The sequence below is a fragment of the Pseudoalteromonas shioyasakiensis genome (assembly GCF_022398475.1).
In the GTDB taxonomy this organism is placed as follows: Bacteria; Pseudomonadota; Gammaproteobacteria; order Enterobacterales; family Alteromonadaceae; genus Pseudoalteromonas.
Window position 1 is genome coordinate 1 of the sequence record NZ_JAKEVM010000066.1, and the last position, 22,815, is coordinate 22,815.

Sequence of the window (22,815 nt, forward strand, 5' to 3'; positions counted from 1 at the left end):
GTATAAAATTGAAATAAAAATAAGATTTAGCTTACAGCTCGATATGGACAATGTCTCACAAAGACGTAGGAGATTTCGACATGGTTTAAATACAAAAAAAGCAGCTTGCGCTGCTTTTTTCACACTAATCACATATTACTGCGGAGTATTTCTACCCGCAATCAGACTTTAGTGTAAGCCACCTAAGTATTTTGAAAGTACTTCGATGTCTTTGTCTGTTAGCTTTTTAGCGATGTCTTGCATCATACCGTTTAAGTCGTTATTACGCGTACCATCACGGAATTTTTCAAGTTGTGACTTGATGTATTCTGGATGTTGGAACGAAACTTTCGGGAATTTAGCTAGTGATGTACCGTTACCACGAGGACCGTGACACGCAGCACATGCTGGAATACCACGCTCTGCATCACCGGCTTTATAAAGCTGCTGACCTACTTCTACTACATCTTTAGGTGTTGTACCTTCAGACATATTTAAAGAAGAGAAGTAAGCTGCTAGGTCTTTCATGTCTTGATCGCTAAGCGGCATAGCCATACCACTCATTACTGGATCCATACGACCTTCTTTGCCGCCAGATGTCATACCTAATTTAAACTCTTGTAATTGTTTATAGATATAATCTGCGTGTTGGCCTGCAATTTTAGGGTAGATATTAACCGGTGCATTACCGTCTGGGCCGTGACAAGCCGCACACGTTGCCGATTTCTCTTTACCTGCGTTTACATCGCCATCAAATGCTGTTGCGTTGCTTGCTGACAACGTACCAAGCAATATAGTTAAAGATAGTGCTATTTTTTTCATGGTGAATTCTCTGTTTCCGACCCTGTATCATCTACAATATGGATGTTGTGATTTCTATATTCTACACGATAATAAATTCTCTGGCACGTTTTCTGCCCACATTAAGCTCATAATTTATAGGGATTTGACTTAGATTAAGTTTATACCTAGTAATTTTCCTAATTTAAAGCCAATTTAGCACGCTTAAATACGCTTTTGAATGCTGCTTTAATAGTATAAAATACGTGCCTTAAGTGGAAATTAGCCACTGTTTGTTATTTTTTATAAAAGACTAGGAGAGCCTGTGCTCAAATCTCGTATCAAATACAATACTGCGTCCTTTGTTACCAGCGCACCTGATATCTCACGCTTACCTGCTGATACGGGGATTGAAGTCGCGTTTGCTGGTCGCTCTAATGCTGGTAAATCAAGTGCTTTAAACACGTTAACAGATCAAAAGTTAGCACGTACTTCTAAAACACCCGGCCGTACTCAGCTGATCAATACCTTTGAACTTGATGCCGATAAACGCCTTATCGACTTACCGGGCTATGGTTTTGCTAAAGTTCCTATCGAAATGAAGAAGAAATGGCAAAAATCGCTAGGTGAATACTTACAAAAACGTCAAAGCTTAAAAGGTATCGTTGTTTTGATGGATATTCGCCACCCGTTAAAAGATTTAGACCGTGACTTAATCGACTGGGCGGTGGGCAGCGAAATTCCAGTGCTGGCACTATTAACTAAAGCCGACAAGCTAAAACAAGGCGCCCGTAAAGCTCAAGTTTTACAAGTTCGTCGTGAGTTAAGTAGTTTAGATGGTGATATTACAGTACATGCCTTCTCTTCACTAAAAGGCACAGGCTTACCTGAAGTTGCTAAAAAGCTCGATGAGTGGTTCTTAGGACCCATTGAAGCGCAAGCACCTGAGTCTGACGAACAACCAGAAGCTTAATCGCTTAGGCCAAGTAATAACGCTTGGCTAATGATTCTATATAGTAGCCCTGCTCATCTGAGCAGGCTATTTCGGCCCACTGATAATAAACATTTCTCGATACCCTCGCAGCCAAGCCATGTGCTAATTGAAGATAAGGCACACTGACACCTTCAAATTCTCTCAGTAATAGTGGTTGCTTTGCTGATACCAACCAAGCGCGCTGTAAATTATCGACACAACAAAGCGCAAGGCCTTGCTCTGTCTCTTCGAAACGCCAATCAACAATAATAAAAGGCACATCTTCGACTGTGATGGCCATTTTCTCGACGGGTGTTTTTAAAAAATAATTATCTGCTTCTTTGCAAAGCACAGAGGCAAAGAGTTTAACCATTGCCTCGCGCTTTATTTCACTGCCGGCATAAAACCACCGCCCTTGCGCATCAATCAATATAGGCACTTGCCCACAGTTTTGTGGCTGCCATTGATCAAAAGGTTTATCGGGTGCCTGAAGAGCGGCTTCTAAGTCAGCAAGTGATTGCATTACTTTTCTTTATCTAGCGTCAAAGAAAATGTTACAGGTACAGCTGTCGCAATTGATGGTAAACCCGCAAGTTTTTGTAACTCACTAATACCTTCTGTTACTTTGAAATCACTTGCATTAATAATCACCGGCGTAAACGATGAAACAGTAACATCGCCTTTCGGTGACATATTGGCAAGCACATCAATCGTTAGCTCTTTCTTGTTGCCATGGAAGTCTAATTCAGCTTTCAAACCTTTAAGCACATGTTGACCTGGTTTTAGCGTCAACAGCGCTTTGCTTAAATCAGCAGTTAACACTGCATTAGGGAATTTAGCTGTTTCAAATAACAACTTAGTCATGCGCTCATTACGGATAGGGATCAGAGTTTCAACCGATGTCAGGTCGATCATCAACTTAAATTGACCTTGTTCGTTAAGTGTACCCGACACCTTTTTGAAATGATGCGCTTCTGCAACTGAATTCTTTTTGATAGACACAAAGCTCACATTGCTTTGCTCATTATTAACTTGCCAGTTTGCGCTGGCTAAAGGGGCAACTAAAATACTCGATAATGAAAAGGCAGCAATTGCCAAAGATTTAAACATAACGCATTCCTTCGAAAGTAAATAAGAATCACTTTGATGGTATCACTTGCGTTAATTTGTGCAATGAATTGTATGATAAGAAAAGAAAAAGCGACTCACTCAACAAGGAGTGAGCCGGTATAGCAAACTGGGGAGAAGCTATCAATACGTTGCATCCTTTCAGATGCATCATCAACAGGATGTCCTACAGGATGAGGACGGCGCGGACTTTAGCAAATACCAGATTAAAAATAAATTGCATAACCGCAGAAACAATACAAATTGATAAACATATAACGAAACACTAAAACCATCTTTTCTTGTTTACTTGAAATTAACATTACAGCAAGCCGTAATTTAGGGTAAAGTGAATTAACGACACGCAAAAACAAGGCTTTTTTAAGGCTTGTTAGTGATAAAAATTGCAGTAGAAGAGTAAAAGGTATGAAAAAAATCCCCTTAATTTTATTTGCTACCTTACTTTTTTTAATGTCCCCCTACTGCCATGCAAAAAAAACAACGACACAATATCCGGTAATTTTAGTTCATGGGCTAATGGGATTCGATAACCTACTCGGCCTCGATTATTTTTATAATGTTGCTACAAGTCTCAACCAAGAGGGTACCTTGGTATTCACGCCAGCGGTCTCGGCTATTAATAGCTCTGAAGTACGGGGCGAACAATTACTCACTCGCGTAAAAGCAATTTTAGCACTGACTGGCGCAAAAAAAGTAAACTTGATTGGCCATAGCCAAGGTGCGCAAACAGTGCGCTATGTTGCTTCAGTCAGGCCAGATTTAATTGCCTCAGTGACTAGTATTGGCGGTGCAAACTATGGCAGTGGCATTATTGATCTAATTAGTCAAAAACTACCTGCAAATTCTCAAGCTGAACATGCTGCTCAATTAGTATTTGATGCATTTGGTGGTGTTATTTCACTACTATCAGGTAACAGTGATTTACCACAAAACACACTGGGTGCATTAAATAGTTTAAGTACACAGGGTGCTCATGCATTTAATCAAAAATACCCGGAAGGATTACCGTTAAATGAATGCGAGCAAGGTCAGCTAGTTGCCGAAAATGGGGTGTACTATTTTTCGTGGAGTGGTACAGCGGCACTCACCAATATACTGGATCTAACCGACTTGCCCATGCTGCTTGGTTCGTTACTTATTTTAGGCAAAGATGACGGCCTAGTATCGCGCTGTAGCAGCCATTTAGGACATGTCATCAAAGATGATTATGAAATGAACCACTTAGATGAAATTAATCAGTTTATTGGTTTACACAATTTTCGGGAAGTTGACCCTATTGAGCTTTATCGTCAACACGTAAAGAGACTGCAAGAGTTGGGGTTATAAACAAGTTAGCAAGTTAGCAAGTTAGCAAGTTAGCAAGTTAGCAAGTTAGCAAGTTAGCAAGCCTAAATGACTTAGCTAACGCGTCAAGCAACTCGCTAATTTTACTCTTTCCCCTAGTAACTCGCTAACTTTTAACCTAATAGCTGACAGCTTTCATTTTTTGCGACTATTAGTGAGCCTGTTGCCAGTTGTCACCGCTGTCGGCTTCAACAATCAGAGGCACATCAAGAGTCGCGGCTTCTGACATTAGCTTACAAATTTCAGCTTTATAGTCGTCCACAGACTCTTCTTTAATTTCGAACACTAATTCATCGTGCACTTGCATTAGCAGCTTCACTGAACCTTCAGCTTGCGCGTTCACCCACTGATGAACTTTTAGCATCGCTTTTTTGATGATATCAGCAGCAGTACCTTGCATTGGTGCGTTGATCGCAGCACGTTCAGCGGCTTTGCGACGAGCGCCGTTACGAGCGTTGATTTCCGGTAAGTGTAAGCGGCGACCAAAAATCGTTTCTACATACCCTTTATCAGCTGCTTTTTCACGGGTTGTTTCCATGTACTCAAGTACGCCTGGGAAACGCTCGAAGTATTTATCAATATAATGCTGTGCTTCATGACGTGGTACATCTAACTGACGTGATAAACCAAACGCCGACATGCCATAAATTAAACCGAAGTTAACCGCTTTCGCTTTACGACGCATATCGCTGGTAACTTCTTCAAGGCTAACCCCGAAGACTTCTGCCGCCGTAGCACTATGTACATCTAAACCATTCGCAAACGCAGTTAGTAGGCCTTTATCTTGTGATAAATGCGCCATGATACGTAATTCAATTTGGCTGTAATCGGCAGCCACAATTTTATGGCCAGGTGCAGCAATAAAGGCTTCACGAATTCGACGGCCTTCTTCTGAACGAATTGGAATATTCTGTAAGTTAGGATCCGTTGAGCTTAAACGCCCTGTTGCTGTTACAGCTTGATGATAAGAGGTATGCACTCGCTTAGTGCGCTCATCAACCATTAGCGGAAGTTTATCTGTGTAGGTTGATTTAAGTTTAGATAAACCACGGTGCTCAATAATCACTTTTGGTAATGGATAATCATGAGCAAGTTCTTGCAATACTTCTTCTGCTGTCGAAGGTGCACCCTTAGGTGTTTTCTTGATAACAGGCAGCTCAAGTTTTTCAAACAAAATAGCTTGCAATTGTTTAGGTGAGCCTAAGTTAAATTTTTCACCTGCAATATCATAAGCTTCTTGCTCAAGCTCTAACAGGCGTTCACCTAAACGTTGGCTGTGAGCTGCCAGCATGTTGCTATCAATTGCAACACCAGTACGCTCAATATCAGAAAGCACTGTGACAAGTGGTAACTCAATATCTTCGAATACTGACTTCAACTGGCTATCGGCATCAATTTTTGGCCATAACACTTGGTGAAGACGTAGCGTTATATCGGCATCTTCAGCAGCATAAGGCGCCGCTTTTTCTAGCTCAATTTGGTTAAACGTTAACTGCTTTTTACCTTTACCGGCAATATCTTCAAAGCTGATATTCTTATGACCTAGGTATTTCAGTGCCAGTGAGTCCATATCATGGCGGCTACCTACACTATTAAATACATACGACTCCAACATAGTGTCGTATTTAATACCCTTTAACTCAAAGCCCGCATTCGCTAACACGCTTTTATCGTACTTAAGATTTTGCCCCACTTTCGCTTTGTTTTCGTCAGCTAAGATTGGGCCAATTTTTGCCATTACGGTTTCTAAGCTTAATTGCTCTGGCGCATCTGGGTAATCGTGAGCAACCGGAAGATAAGCCGCTTCACCCGCCTTAACAGCAAAGCTCATACCAACCAATTGCGCTTGCATATAATCAAGGCTGGTTGTTTCAGTATCAAAAGCAAATAATTCAGCGTCATTTAACTGCGCCACTAAGGTATCTAGCTGCTCTTCAGTTAAAATAGTTTCGTAGTGTGCATCAGCAACTTTTGGTAGTTCGTTAGTTTCAGTTGGCACATCTAAATGCGTGTCAGCGTCTTTAGGATTATCAAGTAGCTCAGCTAACCAACGGCGGAACTCACACTCACCATAAAGTGCAATCAGCTCGTCACGATTAGGCTCTTGCAGCTTAAAGGTTTCAAGATCTGACTCAACCTCAACATCACACTTAATTGTTGCTAATTCATAGCTAAGTGGCAGATGATCAAGTGCAGCAGCAAGTTTTTCACCAATCTTGCCTTTAATTTCACCTGCATGATCAATAACACCTTGCAATGATCCATATTTTTGTAGCCATTTCACTGCGGTTTTTGGACCACAGCCATCAACACCTGGGATGTTATCGACCTTATCACCCATTAAAGCAAGGTAATCAATGATCAACTCAGGACCAACGCCAAACTTTTCAACCACAGTCTCTGGATCTGAAATGCTATCTGTCATGGTATTGATCAGCGTTACATGCTCATTAACAAGCTGCGCCATATCTTTATCGCCAGTTGAGATCAGTACATGACGCTGCTGCTCTGACGCTATACGCGCAAAGGTACCAATAACATCGTCAGCCTCAACACCTTCAATACTAATCAGTGGGAAACCCATTGCTTTAATAATGTTATGCAGTGGTGCGATCTGTGTTCGTAAGTCATCCGGCATTGGCGGACGATTCGCTTTGTATTCACTGTACATGTCATTTCTGAAGGTTTTACCCTTGGCATCAAATACCACCACCATGTGCGACGGATCATATTGCTTGATCAAACTCTTAAGCATATTAACTACGCCATAGATTGCGCCTGTCGCTTCACCTTTTGAGTTAGTAAGGTGCGGTGGCGAATGGTATGCACGGAATAAATAAGAAGAACCATCTACAAGAATAAGTGGATTTTCAGGGATCTGAGCCATGGTGAAATTGGATCCTAATTGAATAACATTAAATTGTTTGTAAGCATGCCATAAGGCCATGAAGAAAACGACTGTGAATTATTAACCAATAAAGGTTTATGACAGAGCAAGCTGTGGATAACTTTGTAGATAACAGACAGAGCCTATTCTCCCGAAATGAAAAAACATTTAGGAAAATTTTATAAGTTCATGTTTTGATTTAAAAAAGATATTACGGCGTTCTTTTTTTATTATTTTTGTCCGATGTGGAAAACGGTTTTAGTAGCGATAACCTTTTGCTTATTCGATACCGAATTAACATCCCTTTTCATAACCGGAGGAGTATTCTAGCATAATGGATCAAAGATCATAGCGATCCTTTATACTTTTTTTTTCGTTAGTAATTTATAAAAAGGCATAAACAGCTATTCATCACGCTTTGCGAGTTATCAAGCGACGAAAATTTTTTATTTTGTCGCCATACTCGTATCCTTGTTAAACTAAAGCTAGTCGCATTAAGGAGAGTTCAAAAATGAAAAAAGTTGCTGTAATTTTAGCTGGTTGCGGTGTTTACGACGGCGCAGAAATCAATGAAGCCGTATTAACCTTATTACATATCGCAAAAGCAGGCGCGAGCTATCAATGTTTCGCACCCGATATCGACCAAATGCACACCATTAATCACCTAACCGGTGAAGAAATGACTCCTAACCGTAATGTGTTAGTTGAAGCTGCGCGTATTGCCCGTGGTGAAATTAAAGCGCTGACTGAGCTAAATGTAGATGAATTCGATGCCTTGATTGTACCAGGTGGCTTTGGGGCCGCGAAAAACCTATCAGATTTTGCCGTTAAAGGCGCAGATGCCCAAGTTCAAGGTGATGTACTGACAACTGCGAAGGCCTTTGTCGATGCCAACAAAGCAGCTGGTTATATGTGTATTGCTCCTGCCATGCTGCCGCTTATTTATGGTAAAGGTGTAAAAACAACCATTGGTAATGATGCAGACACCGCTGCCGCTATCGAGCAACTTGGTGGAGCGCACCAAAGCTGTGCTGTGAATGATATTGTTGTTGATCCTCAGCATAAAGTGGTCACAACCCCAGCCTATATGTTGGCCCAAAGCATTTTAGATGCTGATTCAGGTATCAAAAAATTGGTTAACAAAGTATTAGAGCTTGCTTAAACATCAAGCTAAGAGCCAGTATTGAATGCTGGCTTTTCTTGCGCTAACGCAAAAAAATGACGGTTTTTCTCAAGAAAAAGCCTTTTAGATCATTTTATAAATTGTGGCTTAGCGTTATAATCGTTCTAATTTCCGTCAGATATCGTGATTGATCACGTTCAAATCGAAGTGAGCAAGGCAAAATGAAAAAACTATCAGCTGCATTATTACTGCTAGCAACAACGGCATATGCACAAGCGTATGACAACTCTTTGACTGAAGATGCAATTAAAAAGCGTCTAGCGCCAATTGGTTCTGTATATCTAGAAGGTGATAAAGCTGCGGTCGCTGCTGAACCTACAGGTCCTCGTTCTGGTGAACAAGTTTACCAAGCAGCATGTTTTGCTTGTCATGGTACTGGCGCACTAGGTGCACCTAAATCAGCTGATGATTGGGCTCCTCGTATCGCTAAAGGTAAAGATACACTTTTAGATCACGCGCTTAACGGTTTCAACGCGATGCCTCCTAAAGGTACGTGTATGGACTGTTCTGATGAAGAGATCAGCGCTGCTATCGATTTCATGACTAGCAAGTAACAGTTCAAAAACTAATACTAAGGGCTTAATTTTATTAAGCCCTTTTTTGTGCCTGCTTTTAGCCGCTAGACTAATGCTGTAGCCAAATACGCCCCATCATAAATTACTATTTTGTTAACACCTGTTACTTGACGATCTAATAAAAAAGTGGAACTATAAAGGACGAAATTTAAACAACAATAAGATCTGGTTCTAAATCATTGGAAGATTCAGCAACACACATTGATAAGCTAGAGCGAAAAAATGCTCGCTTAAAATCGCTTTTACAAAAGTATAAGCAATCACATCACTTGCAACATGCTCTTTTACAATTATCAGAGCAAGCAAGTACTGTTGCCGAATTAACTCTGCTCTACCCTGCTATCCACAACATTCTGCAAGACTATATCCCAAGTAAAAACTTCTTCGTTGTGTTGCATAACCCGGTTTACGATAACCTTGAGCTATCTTATTTCGCCGATGAAAAAGATGGTCTTTCAGTACCGTTAAAATATGAGCAGTACTTTAAAGAAGGCCTCACGGGTTACGTATTTAAACAAGGTAAAACCTGTTACTTTACCAAACAACAAACAGAGCAAGCGGTTGAACAAGGCTTACTTAAGTGCTTTGGTACGCCAGCTGAGCATTGGGTTGGAGTGCCCGTCTATCGCGATAAAGTCATTATTGGCGTCATGGTGGCGCAAAGCTATGACAATAAACAAGGCTATTCTGAGCAGCAAATTGAGTTGCTAGAGGCTATGTCATTATATTTAGCGACAGCAATTGAACGAGTAAAAAAACGTGAACTGCTCGAATCTGAAGTAAAAATTCGCACCCGTGCACTGACACAAAGTAACCAAGCACTTAACGACGAAATTCAACAACGTAAAAGTGCCCTCGAACGTCAACAGATCTTATTTAAAATATCAGAGCTGGCAACACAAAGTAAAAACCTCGACGATGTATATCTGCATGTACATAACATTATAAAAAATATTACCTATGCAGATAACTTATACATCGCATTGTACGACCAACAATCACATTGGTTGAGTTTTCCTTACTGCGTCGATGAGTTTAACGACAATGGTAAACCAAGGCCATTTGCTAAAGGCTACAGTGAACTGGTGCTCAGCACTGAAAAATGCCAAGTCATAGATAGTGAAAGAGCAAAAGAGCTTATCAAGCTGGGCGTTATAGAAAGACCGGTTAATGTACCACCAGAGCGCACCGCGACGAGTTGGTTAGGTGCTCCGCTGAAAACCTCGCAAGGCGTTATAGGTCTCATTGTTTGCCAAGCTTATAACAATAAACATGAATTTAGTCAGGATGATTGTGAGCTAATCACCTTTGTATCGCATCAAATTGCTAATGTTATTCAAACTCACCTAGCAAACCAAGAGTTAAAGCTTAGTCACCAAAAGCTTGAGCACCGGGTCACTGAAAAAACCAAAGAACTTCGCCAAGCCAATATGCACCTGCAAATGCAAATTGAAGAGCGTAAAAAAATAGAGCAACAGCTGTATCACGATGCACACCATGACTCACTGACGAGCTTACCGAATCGCAGTTTATTCTTAACTCAACTTGAAAAAACATTGCAGCATTACCAGCGCTACCCAGAGCAGCAGTTTGCAGTGCTATTTATTGACCTTGATAAATTTAAAGACATCAACGATCACCTTGGTCACCAAGCAGGCGATCAATTTTTAATTGGTGTTGCCGAGTCTTTCTCGCATTGTATACGTGAGCACGATTTGCTTGCACGTTTAGGTGGTGATGAGTTTGTGATATTGCTCACTCACTTAACAGAGCAACAGCAAGCCCAAGATGTTGCCAAACGTATTATCGAAATTATGAGAAAACCTTTCTGTATGAAGGGTCAGTGCATTCAAAGTGGTGCCAGTATTGGTATTACCTACTCAAAACCAAGCTACAAGCACACCGATGAAATTATACGTGATGCGGATGCAGCCATGTATTACGCGAAAAATGCAGGCCGTAATCGCTTTGAATGTTTCCATCCGCTGCTTAATGCCAGCAATGTACAGCATGATGCTGACAATATGCATCACTTAGATGATTTGCCTATGCACTTTAGAAGTGCCGAAATCATTACCTTGGATGAACAATCTCGCGCAGAGTCTTTACTCGAAGCATTTGGTGAACACCCAGTACTTGGTAGCACCAGCTTTGAAGTACTTAAGAAATTTGCGACCGATAGAGTACAGCACTTTGAGGTTGAACTTAATTTATTAAAACAAGCCTTCAGCTTAGTAAGTGACAGTAATCTAGAAAAAGTACTGTTCCCTTGCTCTGGTTTAGTTCTTGAACGTATTAATTTTCAAGCACTGTGTAAGCTATTAAAAGCCCACGATGCAAATAGAATGTGTTTATTATTCAATGAACAAGAAATTCGTTATGCATCAGCAGTACAAATTGAAAATTTAAAAAACTTGGTCGCACAAGGATTTTCGATTGGTTTAAATGAATTTGCTAAAGATCGCTGTGAGTTAAACTTACTAACAGAGTTCCAATTCGATTACTTGTTATTAAGTTCAACATTCAGTAAGCGTGTACTACAGCAAGAAAACTATCACCTACAACTGCAAGGTGTGCTGGCGATTACTAAGCTGCAAAATATCCAAGTAATCGCGAAAGGCCCGTCAATTTTTAACTACCGCACCTTACTCGATAAGCACGGATTGTCATTGTTTATTGGTAAGCAACATGCGCTGGCGCCCTTCGAACACGAAGCACCGAGCGCACAATTTATTACTTCTTAAGCATTGCTCTTAGATTAGCTACACGAGCTTGGCCTTTTTCCATGCGCTCAGCCTGCGAAGACGGTGGCTTTTTCGCTTCGAAGGCTAAATCATCTTGTGGTAACTCCTGTACAAAGCGACTGAGCTCAGTATCTGACGTTTCACCAAATTGACGACGTAACTTAGCATAAGTCATTACCAGTTCTTGCTGAGCACGTGTGATACCTACATAAGCAAGACGACGCTCTTCTTCAACGTTATCTTCATCGATACTTACTTGGTGCGGTAACAAACCCTCTTCCATACCAACCATGAACACATACGGATACTCCAAACCTTTTGAAGCATGCAGTGTCAGTAATTGTACCGCGTCAGATTCGTCTTCTTCTTCGTTACGCTCAAGCATATCGCGCAGGGTCAGTTTACTAACCACTTCAGCAAGGTTCAGCGGTGGGTTGTCTGCGTCCCCTGTTAGCATGTCGGTGATCCAACGATAAAGCTCTGAAACGTTTTTCATACGCATTTCAGCGGCTTTTGCACTCGGTGATGACTCATAAAGGTATGCTTCGTAGTTAATTTGCCTAACTAACTCTTTCACAGCTTCAAGAGTATCGCCTCGAACCGCATTATCAGAAAGCTCAACCACCCAACGGGCAAAGCCAGCTAAGGCATTAAAACCACGGCCTTTTAAGCGGTGCGCAAGCTCAGGCTCAAAACAAGCAGCAAATAAGCTGATATGCTTTTCATTAGCAAGGGTGCCGAGCTTTTCAAGTGTGACCGTACCAATCTCACGGCGTGGCGTATTTACAATACGTAAAAAAGCATTGTCATCATCTTGGTTCACCAATAGGCGTAAATACGCCATGATATCTTTGATCTCTGAACGCGAGAAAAATGACATGCCGCCGCTGATTTTATAGGGAATGCGGTTGCTCATAAGTGCTTTTTCAAACACGCGTGCTTGGTGATTACCACGATATAAAATTGCGTAATCTTTGTAGCTAGTGCGTTTCATGAATTTATGAGAAATGATCTCTGCCACCACTCGCTCTGATTCATGCTCTTCATCACGACAACCAATCACTTTGATAGGCTCACCATAGCCAAGCTCACTGAATAGCTTTTTATCAAACTCGTGAGGGTTATTAGCAATCAAAATATTCGCCGCTTTTAGAATTCGCCCTGCGCTTCGGTAGTTTTGTTCAAGCTTAATTAAACGTAAGCCCGGAAAATCTTTACTCAATAGCACAAGGTTTTGAGGCTTAGCACCGCGCCATGAATAAATTGATTGGTCGTCATCGCCTACCACGGTAAAACGAGCTCGTTCACCCACCAATAACTTAACCAACTGATACTGACTGGTATTAGTATCTTGATACTCATCCACCAGCAAGTAACGAAAACGCTGTTGCCAACGCTCACGCGCAGTGGCATTTTGGCCTAGCAATAAAGTAGGGATCATGATCAGATCATCAAAATCTAGGGCGTTGTAAGCACGTAATTGATTTTGATAACGCGCATACAGCTGAGCAAACAAGGCTTTTTGCGGCTCACGGGCTTCGCGAACAGCACGCTCTGGCAGAATCAATTCGTTCTTCCAGCTACCTATTTGCATTTTTAGTAGGTTGAGTAGATCTTTGTCTTTTTTAAGTTCTTCTTCGGTCAGCTCTGCTAATAACTGGTTGGTATCTTGATCATCAAACAACGAAAAACCAGGTTTAAAACCTAACGTCGTTAACTCTTTTTTGATGATCTCAAGCCCAAGGGTGTGAAACGTTGAAACCCATAAGCCTTTCGACTCTTGTTTACCCAGTGTTTGCGTTACACGCTCGCGCATTTCTTTTGCCGCTTTATTGGTAAAGGTTACCGCTGCAATATTGCGCGCTTGATACTCACACTTTTGCACCAAGTAAGCGATTTTATTAGTAATAACACGCGTTTTACCAGATCCCGCACCAGCTAATACCAGACACGGTCCACTGATATACTTTACCGCTTCATCTTGTTTTGGGTTGAGTTTCATAAGCCCCTAAAGAAATTATCCAAAGACAGGACGGGCAATTTTACCGTAATCACTACACTACGCCTAGCCAATAAGGTAAGATTGTTTTTTTACGTGACTCAAGGGACGAAGATGATCAACCCAGCAAAACTTGAAGAAATCGCTAAGCAAATTACTGACAACATGCCTCAAGGCGTGAAAAACCTTGCCGAAACAGTTGAAGGCAAAACAAAGCAAGCTATTCAAAACAAACTTGCTGAGATGGACTTTGTAAGCCGTGATGAGTTTGATATTCAAAGCCAAGTACTTATTCGTACTCGTGAAAAACTCACTGAGCTTGAAGAGAAGGTTGCATTGCTCGAGCAGCAACTTGCTAGCAAACAAGACGAACAATAAAAAAAGGAGAGCGAATTAGCTCTCCTTTTTTCTAACTAGCTAGTTTTGAGTTTTAGCTTTTTTCTGCCACGCGTTCAAATACGCGCTTAACGGCAATACCGTAGGTATCACTGGCTTCTTCAGCACAGGTCACAACCGACTCTAAGTCATTAAGGTGACCATTTGCTAAGCCATACACCCAACCATGAATTGTTAACTCTTGGCCTTTCGCCCAAGCATCTTGCACAATGTTAGTTCGGCACACGTTACGTACTTGTTCGATAACGTTTAGTTCGATTAAGCTATTTAAACGCTCTTGCTCAGGTAATGCATTGAGTTGTTCGATGTGTTTTTCTTTTACATCACCTACGTGTCGTAACCAGTTATCAATTAAGCCAAAACGCGCTTCGTTTAATACTGCTTGAACACCACCACAGCCATAGTGACCAACGACCATGATGTGCTTCACTTTCAGTACTTCAACAGCGTATTGCATTACCGAAAGACAGTTATGGTCGGTATGCACAACAACATTTGCCACGTTACGGTGAACAAATAGCTCACCCGGTAATAAGTCTACGATTTCGTTTGCAGGTACACGCGAGTCAGAACAACCGATCCACAGGTACTCTGGATTTTGCTGCATTGATAGAATTTTGAAAAACTCAGGATCATTTTCACTCGTACGCGCTGCCCAACGTTTATTATTCTCGAATAAATTTTTTAACTTTCTCATTGCGCCTCTTTACGGTATTTAATAATTAGCTTGGATCAAGATATTCCTTGGTGTCAGCTGCTTTTCGCAAAACGTACTAACTGTTACTTGATACCCTTGTTGTTGCAAATATAAAGCACGATCGAGCACGAGCCAAACTTCAATTGCCCTTCTGAACACATGTCGGACGAGTTCAACTCGCTCAGTAACCCTTTTGCGCTTTTTACCTATCTCTAAAAATTTATTATAATCAATGCCTTCTGGTAAAAATAATGATTTTTTCTCAGCTGCCCACAAACAAAATGAGCTAAACGAATCAGAGAAGATCGCTTTGTTCACTGATGGCACACTCACATAGTGCATTTCACCGGTCAGCGATTTACGTAGCGCATCAAATCCAAGACGCCATTCAACCTCTGTTTTTCTTACCTTATCAACTCGGCTCGGTGCTGTTACCGTTTCTTGCAGCGCCAGTTTTAAATCGCGATGAGTAAGTGCAAGTTGGCTTTGCTTGGCAGGCTCGCTCATTGCTTGATAGGCGTTATCTGTGAATAAATGATAACAGCACGGTGAAAAACTGATTTGCTGGGTTTTCGCTTTGCTTGCTTGCTGCATAAATGTTTGATGCAGGCGACCACAGGCATGTAAAGCAACAGCATGCTGCTGGCTTTCAAAAAAGTCATCTGTGTCATCGGTTAATACATCAGCTTGTGAAAACTGCATCGCCAATTGCTGTTGCTTAGCACTGTGTTGGCCTTGGTCGCACAAGTGTTGTTGTAGCTCAATGCTATGTACACGTGGTGCACCATTAAATGCCAACATGCGACCTAAATGCCCTTTACCTGCGCACCATTCTAGAACGGGCTGGTTTAATGGCTGCTGACTGATCGCCGCGACAAAGTCTTGTAGTTGCTCAAATTTACGGCCTTTAATGCCATTACTTATCCAAAACGGAAATTCATTACGGGCAGCACTTATCGCTGGCAACTCACACAATTCAGCCAGCTTTTCAATGTGTTCGATTTCATCAGTAAAATAACGATATAAAGCCTGCTGATCGGCATCAAGTTCACTCACTTGTTGGTCATCAAGCGCCCATAATAAGTTGGCTAATTCAGGCCAAGGAAGATCATCAAAATCAAATGCGGTACATTGCCAGTATTGGCGGGTTGAAAATAGCAGTGCATCTAAGGCAGCAAAGTGCTCGGCAAGTGTCATAACTACTTAGCGACAAGAAATAAAAAGCAGTATAACAGATTTATCTTATTTAACGTCGGTTACTACTGATCAAACGAATGTACAATGGCACACATGCAATACTTAAAATGATGGCTAGGATCAGCATCCAAGATAGCTCAAACCCTTCTGTTTGCTGTTGATCATACATAAAGCCATCAAAGGCCTGATCAAACTCATCCTGATCTAAGCCATATAAATCTGCAATCAAACGCCACTTTGCCATCGACATATTGCCAAGATTAATGCCCGGTGGTTGAATGTAGCTTGCTAACACATGGGCTTCATAGGCCAGCTCTTGTACGCTTTTATGGGTGGCATAGTGCTGCTTGGTTACATCTATGCTTTCTTCTAAGTGTAATAAGGCATACCGCCACCCTTTTAAGCTGGCACGATAAAAGCGCTCAACAACCTCAGGCTTTTTCGCTAAAAATTGCTCAGAGGTATATAAAATATCGCCATACACATTCAAACCAAACTTTTGCGGGCAAATAAGTCGGTGACCGACTCCTTGTAATGTCATCGTGTAAGGCTCATTAGTGACATAAACTTGCACCGCATCTAAATCACCGGCAAGCCACTCTTTAATACCGCCTTCATGGCTAGCTGCCATCAAGCTTTCTAGGCTCAATCCAGCACGCTGTAACATTACCAGCAATTCAGCATGTTCTATTGAACCGATTTTACTTAGCTTTTTACCAGCAAAGTCTCTTGGCTGAAAAATATCTGAGTTATTTTTTACCATCCAGCAGTAAGGTGAAAACTGCAGTATGGCTCCAAGGGCAACAACCGGAGCGCCTTGCTGACGCTTTTGTAATATGCCTGAGTGAGTAATGGCAAAATCGGCTTTACCGCTTAGTACTTTAGGGAAGGTATCTGGGTGGTTTGGATCAGCAGGAATAATAGAGACATCAAGGCCAGCTTCCTTATAAAAGCCTTTTTCAGCTGCCATATAATAGCCTGCAAATTGAAACTGGTGAGTCCATTTTAATTGTAAGCTAACTTTATCAGCGCACTGCGCGCTCATAGTTAGTATTAAACAGATTACCCCTAATAGGCTTTTTATACCTTGCACGCATCATCCTTGCTTGAAACCGTGCATTAACTATAGGAAAAATAGAGAAAAAAACAAGGCTGCTAGTTAGCAGCCTTATTCAGGTTTTATAACTAATTAGCCACTTTCACTGCGCTCAACTCCTGACCTTGGCTGGTTAGGAACTGGGTGAAACATGGGTTGTTTGTTTCATCTTGAACGTTGTATCCCAAACGGTTCAAATGCTCATTGAATACTTCATAATCACTCGGTTCGATAGCAAAGGCCGCCAGCACATTACCAATAGCTCCACCATGGTTACGGTAATGGAATAAAGTAATATTCCAATTACTACCAAGGGTATCTAAGAATCGCGCCAGTGCACCTGGGTATTCAGGAAACTCAAAGCGTAATAAACGCTCATGAAGTTGAGCTGGCGCTTTACCACCCACCATATAACGAATATGCAATTTAGCCAGCTCGTTATCTGATAGATCGCAAAACGTGTAGTCATTTTCTGTCAGTGCTGCTTTTAACTCATCGAGCTCTTGCTGCCCTTGTCTTAAGGCAATACCAACAAAAATTTGTGCTTCGCCAGGGCCTGCATAACGGTAATTAAACTCGGTGATAGCCCTGCCACCTAATGAGTTACAAAACTGCTTAAAGCTACCCTTTTCTTCTTTTATGGTCACGGCAAGCAGTGCTTCGTTCTTTTCACCAAGTGCCGTTCGCTCTGCAACATAACGTAAGCGGTCAAAGTTTAAGTTTGCACCCGATAAAATCGCAGCTACGTTTAAGCCTTTAACACCATTTTGTTGGCACCACTTTTTAAGGCCCGCTGTTGATAGCGCCCCTGAAGGCTCCGCTATAGCACGAGTCGAAACAAAGATATCTTGCATTGCGGCGCAGATTTCGTCGCCCGTTACAGTGACCACTTCATCACAAAACTTTTGCGCTAAACGAAATGTTTCTGTGCCAATAACTTTTACGGCTACACCATCTGCAAAGCTACCCACACGGTCAAGCTCAACGGGCTTGCCTGCTTCAAGCGCTGCTTTTAGGCAAGCACTCTCATCAGCTTCAACACCAATGACTTTGATATCAGGACGTAACGACTTAATGTACACCGCCATGCCTGCTAGCAAACCACCACCGCCAACAGGAATAAAAACAGCATCAAGGTCATTCAATTGCTGCATTAATTCACGGGCAACGGTACCTTGGCCAACAATCACATCAGGATCATCAAACGGTGGCACAAACACCCCGTTACGCTGCTCTGTCAGCTCTAAAGCATGGGCTTTTGCCGCATCAAAATGATGGCCGTGTAATACCACTTCACCACCGAGTGAACGTACTGCATTCACTTTAATTTCTGGTGTTGTGACTGGCATCACAATCGTAGCTTTATGGCCTAAAAATGAAGCACTGAGTGCAACGCCTTGTGCATGGTTACCCGCTGAGGCTGTGATCACATCAGAACCTTTTGGCAACTTGCTCAGTTTATGAAATGCACCACGAAGCTTAAATGAATAAACCGGTTGTTGGTCTTCACGCTTTAACCACACATGGTTGCCTAGCCGTGCACTAAGATCAGCCATTTCGCTGACCTCAGTGACTTTTGCAAGGGGCTCCATGTTCGCTTGGATAATAGCGCGAAAATAATCGAGCTCTTGAGAAACCATAATTAACTAAGCTCCTCAAGTTTTGCTAAATCGCGAACAGCTCCTTTGTCTGCACTGGTTGCAAGTAACGCATAGGCTTTAAGTGCAGATGAAACATAGCGGTCACGATCAAGTGGTTTATAAGCATCTTTACCACGTGCAAGTTGCTTTTGTTTACGTGCTTCAAGTTCTTCATCAGACAGGGCTAGGGTGATTTCACGGGTTGCGATATCAATTACTATTTTATCGCCATTTTCAACATAGGCGATTGCACCACCACTTGCTGCTTCTGGTGAAACGTGACCAATTGATAAACCCGATGTACCACCCGAGAAACGACCATCGGTGATAAGCGCACACTTTTCACCTAAGCCCATTGATTTTAAGTAACTCGTTGGATACAGCATTTCTTGCATGCCTGGGCCGCCTTTTGGTCCTTCGTAACGAATTACAACAACGTCACCCGCTTTCACTTCGCCGTTAAGAATACCCTCTACCGAATCATCTTGTGATTCGTATACAACCGCAGGGCCTTCAAAGTGCAGCATTTCTTCAACTACACCGGCACTTTTAACAATACAGCCATCAAGGGCTAAGTTACCTGAAAGTACAGCTAAGCCACCATCTTGACGAAAGGCATTTTCAACACTGCGAATACAGCCGTTTTCACGGTCATTATCAAGTTCTGGCCAGCGGCACTCTTGGCTCATTGCTTTTGTAGTGCGGATACCAGCAGGGCCTGCTTTATAGAATTTTTGCGCTACTTCATTATTAGGATCGGTGGCATCCCATTTAGTCACCATTTCGGCCATAGTGTGTCCTGCCACGTGATCAACAGTTAAATCGACAAGGCCAGCCTTACCTAATTCACGGATAATTGCCATCATGCCACCAGCACGGTGCACATCTTCAATATGATATTTATTGGTTGCAGGCGCCACCTTACAAAGGAAAGGAGTTTTACGAGAAAGCTCATCGATGTGCGACATATCAAAATCAACACCCGCTTCTTGCGCTGCAGCTAATAAGTGTAAAACCGTATTTGATGAACCACCCATGGCAATATCAACCACCATTGCATTCATAAAGGCAGTGCGATTAGCAATTGCACGTGGTAATACTGCTGCATTATCTTTTTGATAATACTCACGGCATAAATCAACAATGCGCGCACCTGCTTCAACGTAAAGTTGTTTACGGTCTTTATGCGTAGCAAGTGTGGTACCGTTACCCGGCAGTGCTAAACCAATCGCTTCTAATAAGCAGTTCATTGAGTTGGCAGTAAACATACCCGAACATGAACCACAAGTAGGACACGCAGAGCGCTCTACTTTTTCAGAGTCTTCATCGCTTACTGTGGTATCAGCGCCTTTTACCATGGCATCCACTAAATCAAGTTTAATGTCGATATCAGCAAGGCGTGTTTTACCCGCTTCCATTGGACCACCTGATACGAAAATAACCGGGATATTTAAACGCAGTGCTGCGAGCATCATCCCCGGGGTGATTTTGTCGCAGTTAGAAATACAGATCATAGCATCAGCACAGTGCGCATTAACCATGTATTCCACTGAATCAGCAATTAAGTCACGCGATGGTAGTGAATACAGCATGCCGCCGTGACCCATTGCGATACCATCGTCGATTGCAATAGTATTAAATTCTTTTGGTACACCACCGGCTTCAGTGATGGTTTCAGCCATTAGCTCACTAAGTTGGTTAAGGTGAACATGGCCCGGTACAAACTGAGTATATGAGTTAACAACAGCGATAATTGGCTTACCGAAGTCTTTATCTGTCATCCCTGTTGCACGCCATAAAGCACGCGCCCCTGCACGTTTGCGACCTTCTGTTGTTGTTGCACTTCTTAATTTAGCCATAATTACCTCAGTTGTTGCAGTGGCATGCCACTGACTTCCTCATTCCTAATTTATTTCTCACTAAAGCATCAATCTGATTACTCTAGTTACCTGTTGATTTTTACTAGATTGCTTGTTGTTGAAATTGGTTTTCAACATTGACGTGTTTCACATCAACCAATTTATTCAATTGTGATGTTAGTAGATAAATTGGCTTATCGCTGTCTACCGTCATGGTGACGTGAAACGCTTCATCAGCCATTTCTAAATTCATGGTTGTTAGGTCAAAGCCACGATGACGCGCAACGCGTAAAAAGCGCTCTACAGCGACACTTTGATTTTTTAGCGCAATCGTTAGGGTGTGTTTCATTTTACTGTCTCCGTCATCATTTCATCATTGGCAGCACCGGGTGGTACAAGCGGCCATACATTTTCTTTATCATCTATACAGGCATGCAGAATGTATGGACCTTCACTATTTACTAACGCATCAACCGCAGCATCGACTTCATCTGCTTTAGTGATCGTTTGACCTGGAATGCCAAACACCGCTGCTAACTGAACAAAATCAGGATTATCTGAAAGGTTTGTTTCAGAATAACGACCTTCAAAAAATAGCTGCTGCCATTGACGTACCATGCCTAAGCGCTGGTTATCTAGGATTAGAATTTTAACTGGCAGATTGTTACGGCGAATTGTTGCCAGTTCTTGAATGTTCATCATGATTGAGCCATCACCCGACACTGTGATCACAAAATCATTTGGACGAGCAACTTGAGCGCCGATAGCGGCCGGTAAACCAAAGCCCATGGTACCCGCACCACCACTACTTAAGTGATTACTTGGGTGGCTAAACTTCATGTGCTGTGCCACCCACATTTGGTGCTGACCCACATCACAGCACACAACGCCAGTTGATGGCATTTTTTGGCTTAGTTGGTTTAATAAATAAGGGGCAAATACTTTCTCGCCTGGATAGTCATAACGCCATGCATGTTCTTTCATCATGCTTTCGATGTGCGTTAACCACTCATCAGGCGTTACAAAACAATCAAGTTGCGGTAATGAGGTTTTTAAATCTGCGACTAATGATGCTTTTGCAGGCTTACGCTTACCAACCTCTGCGGCATCGATATCAAGGTGTATCACTTTTGCTTTTGCGGCAAACTTGCTTAAATTGCCAGTAACACGGTCGTCAAAACGAGCACCGATACAAACCAAAACATCACACTCTTGCACTGCTAAGTTAGCCGCTTTACCACCATGCATACCTAGCATGCCAAGATCATATTCATAATCAGGTAATACGCTGCCTAGCGCTTTTAACGTCGATACCGCAGGCATATGTGTTTTTTCTAAAAACTGCATAAGCTCGTTTTGTGCATCAGCAGCCTGTACACCACCACCGATATACGCCACAGGGCGCTGCGCTTCACTTAAGATTTGGTTAGCTATCGCAACTTGGTTTGCGTCTAATTTTGGTAAATGATCTTCGGCGGCTAACCAAGGGTGGAATGGCACTTGCGCCATTTGGATGTCTTTTGGGATATCAACTAATACAGGGCCTGGGCGGCCGCTTTGCGCTAGGTGGATGGCTTCTTGTAGTATTTCGGCTAAGTCTTCAGCTCTTTCAACCATGTAACTATGTTTAGTACATGATAACGACATACCTAACACATCCACTTCCTGAAAAGCGTCGGAGCCTATCGCAGCGGTAGGTACTTGCCCTGTGATTGCAAGTAACGGCACTGAATCCATCATCGCATCAGCAAGGGCTGTTATTAAGTTAGTCGCACCAGGGCCTGAAGTTGCAAAGCACACACCTAACTTGCCTGTGCTGCGGGCAAACCCTACAGCTGCAAAACCCGCCCCTTGTTCATGACGCGTCAAATAATGTTTGACTGGCGCACCGTACAAGGCGTCGTAAATAGGCATGATGGCACCACCTGGGTATCCAAAAACATCCTTAACGCCATGTTTGGCTAATAAATCGATTGTTAACTCTGCGCCTGTCATCGTAAATCCTCATTCCTCAGTGACATTGTGTATTTGCTGCAACTCAAACCTTAAAACGAAAAAGCCCCCCGGACTGTTAAGTGCGGGGGGCTTTTTAAATGCTTCACTTTTCTCTAAGCACTAACTAGCCCCCGCGGTAATAATAATCACCACGACGTTAATTAGAATTAGAGAAAGTTTGTTTGTAAGCATTTATCTGTAACCAAATTCTGTTCATTTGTAGCGGAAATCTAGCCATCCCGCTGTCTTTTTCTATTAGTACCGCGCTGGGGCCTGTAAGTCAACATAAAAATCAATTCAAAAAACAGGCTAAAAAGCAATATTAAAGAAATAAATATTCAAC

18 protein-coding genes are annotated in these 22,815 nt (G+C 42.2%); 6 read left to right on the top strand and 12 right to left on the bottom strand.

Annotated elements, in window-relative coordinates; translation table 11 throughout:
* Positions 1 to 168: 168 nt before the first annotated feature.
* On the bottom strand, positions 169 to 801 hold the full coding sequence (locus tag L1D51_RS12385) for a c-type cytochrome (protein ID WP_054561153.1): 633 nt from the start codon (positions 799 to 801) through the stop codon (positions 169 to 171).
* Positions 802 to 1,084: 283 nt separating this feature from the next.
* Here L1D51_RS12385 and yihA point away from each other — a divergent pair, with 283 nt between their 5' ends.
* Positions 1,085 to 1,732 (top strand): ribosome biogenesis GTP-binding protein YihA/YsxC, encoded by a 648-nt coding sequence (gene yihA, locus L1D51_RS12390; RefSeq protein WP_054561154.1) that lies wholly within the window; start codon positions 1,085 to 1,087, stop codon positions 1,730 to 1,732.
* A 4-nt stretch (positions 1,733 to 1,736) separates the two neighbouring features.
* Here the strand turns inward: yihA and L1D51_RS12395 are convergent, their stop codons facing one another.
* Together L1D51_RS12395 and L1D51_RS12400 are read right to left on the bottom strand one after the other, a co-directional pair.
* Positions 1,737 to 2,255: a DUF1285 domain-containing protein gene (locus L1D51_RS12395; RefSeq protein ID WP_054561155.1), complete on the bottom strand. Its 519-nt coding sequence runs from the start codon at positions 2,253 to 2,255 to the stop codon at positions 1,737 to 1,739.
* Positions 2,255 to 2,842, bottom strand: a complete 588-nt coding sequence (locus L1D51_RS12400) for a YceI family protein (RefSeq protein ID WP_239963789.1) — start codon at positions 2,840 to 2,842, stop codon at positions 2,255 to 2,257. Before L1D51_RS12400 ends, L1D51_RS12395 begins: the two co-directional genes overlap by 1 nt.
* Before the next feature lie 423 nt (positions 2,843 to 3,265).
* Here L1D51_RS12400 and L1D51_RS12405 point away from each other — a divergent pair, with 423 nt between their 5' ends.
* On the top strand, positions 3,266 to 4,186 hold the full coding sequence (locus L1D51_RS12405; protein ID WP_055021878.1) for a lipase family alpha/beta hydrolase: 921 nt from the start codon (positions 3,266 to 3,268) through the stop codon (positions 4,184 to 4,186).
* A 169-nt stretch (positions 4,187 to 4,355) separates the two neighbouring features.
* On the opposite strand, the gene polA is transcribed toward L1D51_RS12405, so the two are convergent.
* The gene (gene polA, locus L1D51_RS12410) at positions 4,356 to 7,091 is read right to left on the bottom strand and encodes a DNA polymerase I (RefSeq protein ID WP_239963790.1); all 2,736 of its coding nucleotides are present in this window, start codon (positions 7,089 to 7,091) and stop codon (positions 4,356 to 4,358) included.
* Between the two features lie 511 nt (positions 7,092 to 7,602).
* Between polA and elbB the strand changes: the two genes are divergently transcribed.
* The 3 genes from elbB to L1D51_RS12425 all read left to right on the top strand — a co-directional run bounded on the left by elbB (position 7,603) and on the right by L1D51_RS12425 (position 11,593).
* Positions 7,603 to 8,253 carry an isoprenoid biosynthesis glyoxalase ElbB gene (gene elbB / locus L1D51_RS12415; protein ID WP_239963791.1) on the top strand — a complete coding sequence of 217 codons (651 nt, stop codon included), beginning with the start codon at positions 7,603 to 7,605 and terminating at the stop codon, positions 8,251 to 8,253.
* Between the two features lie 182 nt (positions 8,254 to 8,435).
* Positions 8,436 to 8,828 (top strand): c-type cytochrome, encoded by a 393-nt coding sequence (locus L1D51_RS12420; protein ID WP_239963792.1) that lies wholly within the window; start codon positions 8,436 to 8,438, stop codon positions 8,826 to 8,828.
* 200 nt (positions 8,829 to 9,028) lie between these two features.
* Entirely contained in the window at positions 9,029 to 11,593 is a 2,565-nt protein-coding gene (locus tag L1D51_RS12425; RefSeq protein WP_054561161.1) for a bifunctional diguanylate cyclase/phosphodiesterase, read from the top strand.
* Here the strand turns inward: L1D51_RS12425 and rep are convergent.
* The gene (gene rep, locus L1D51_RS12430; protein ID WP_054561162.1) at positions 11,583 to 13,595 is read right to left on the bottom strand and encodes a DNA helicase Rep; all 2,013 of its coding nucleotides are present in this window, start codon (positions 13,593 to 13,595) and stop codon (positions 11,583 to 11,585) included. The two genes, L1D51_RS12425 and rep, sit on opposite strands and share 11 nt — an antisense overlap.
* Positions 13,596 to 13,706: 111 nt before the next feature.
* Here rep and ubiK point away from each other — a divergent pair, with 111 nt between their 5' ends.
* Entirely contained in the window at positions 13,707 to 13,970 is a 264-nt protein-coding gene (gene ubiK, locus L1D51_RS12435) for a ubiquinone biosynthesis accessory factor UbiK (protein WP_054561163.1), read from the top strand.
* Between the two features lie 52 nt (positions 13,971 to 14,022).
* Here ubiK and can read toward each other — a convergent pair whose 3' ends face one another.
* From can to ilvG, 7 genes are all read right to left on the bottom strand, one after another.
* Complete coding sequence (gene can, locus L1D51_RS12440; protein ID WP_054561164.1) at positions 14,023 to 14,685, bottom strand: carbonate dehydratase; 663 nt, start codon at positions 14,683 to 14,685, stop codon at positions 14,023 to 14,025.
* A gap of 18 nt (positions 14,686 to 14,703) precedes the next feature.
* Entirely contained in the window at positions 14,704 to 15,882 is a 1,179-nt protein-coding gene (locus L1D51_RS12445; protein WP_239963793.1) for a methyltransferase, read from the bottom strand.
* 49 nt (positions 15,883 to 15,931) lie between these two features.
* On the bottom strand, positions 15,932 to 16,927 hold the full coding sequence (locus L1D51_RS12450) for an ABC transporter substrate-binding protein (protein ID WP_239963794.1): 996 nt from the start codon (positions 16,925 to 16,927) through the stop codon (positions 15,932 to 15,934).
* A gap of 140 nt (positions 16,928 to 17,067) precedes the next feature.
* The gene (gene ilvA, locus L1D51_RS12455) at positions 17,068 to 18,618 is read right to left on the bottom strand and encodes a threonine ammonia-lyase, biosynthetic (RefSeq protein ID WP_054561166.1); all 1,551 of its coding nucleotides are present in this window, start codon (positions 18,616 to 18,618) and stop codon (positions 17,068 to 17,070) included.
* 2 nt (positions 18,619 to 18,620) lie between these two features.
* Entirely contained in the window at positions 18,621 to 20,477 is a 1,857-nt protein-coding gene (ilvD, locus tag L1D51_RS12460; protein ID WP_054561167.1) for a dihydroxy-acid dehydratase, read from the bottom strand.
* 103 nt (positions 20,478 to 20,580) lie between these two features.
* A complete protein-coding gene (ilvM, locus tag L1D51_RS12465; RefSeq protein ID WP_054554110.1) occupies positions 20,581 to 20,826 on the bottom strand; it encodes an acetolactate synthase 2 small subunit in 246 nt (81 codons plus the stop codon).
* On the bottom strand, positions 20,823 to 22,472 hold the full coding sequence (ilvG, locus tag L1D51_RS12470; RefSeq protein ID WP_058585968.1) for an acetolactate synthase 2 catalytic subunit: 1,650 nt from the start codon (positions 22,470 to 22,472) through the stop codon (positions 20,823 to 20,825). The genes ilvM and ilvG overlap by 4 nt, the downstream gene beginning before the upstream one ends.
* Positions 22,473 to 22,815: the final 343 nt, after the last annotated feature.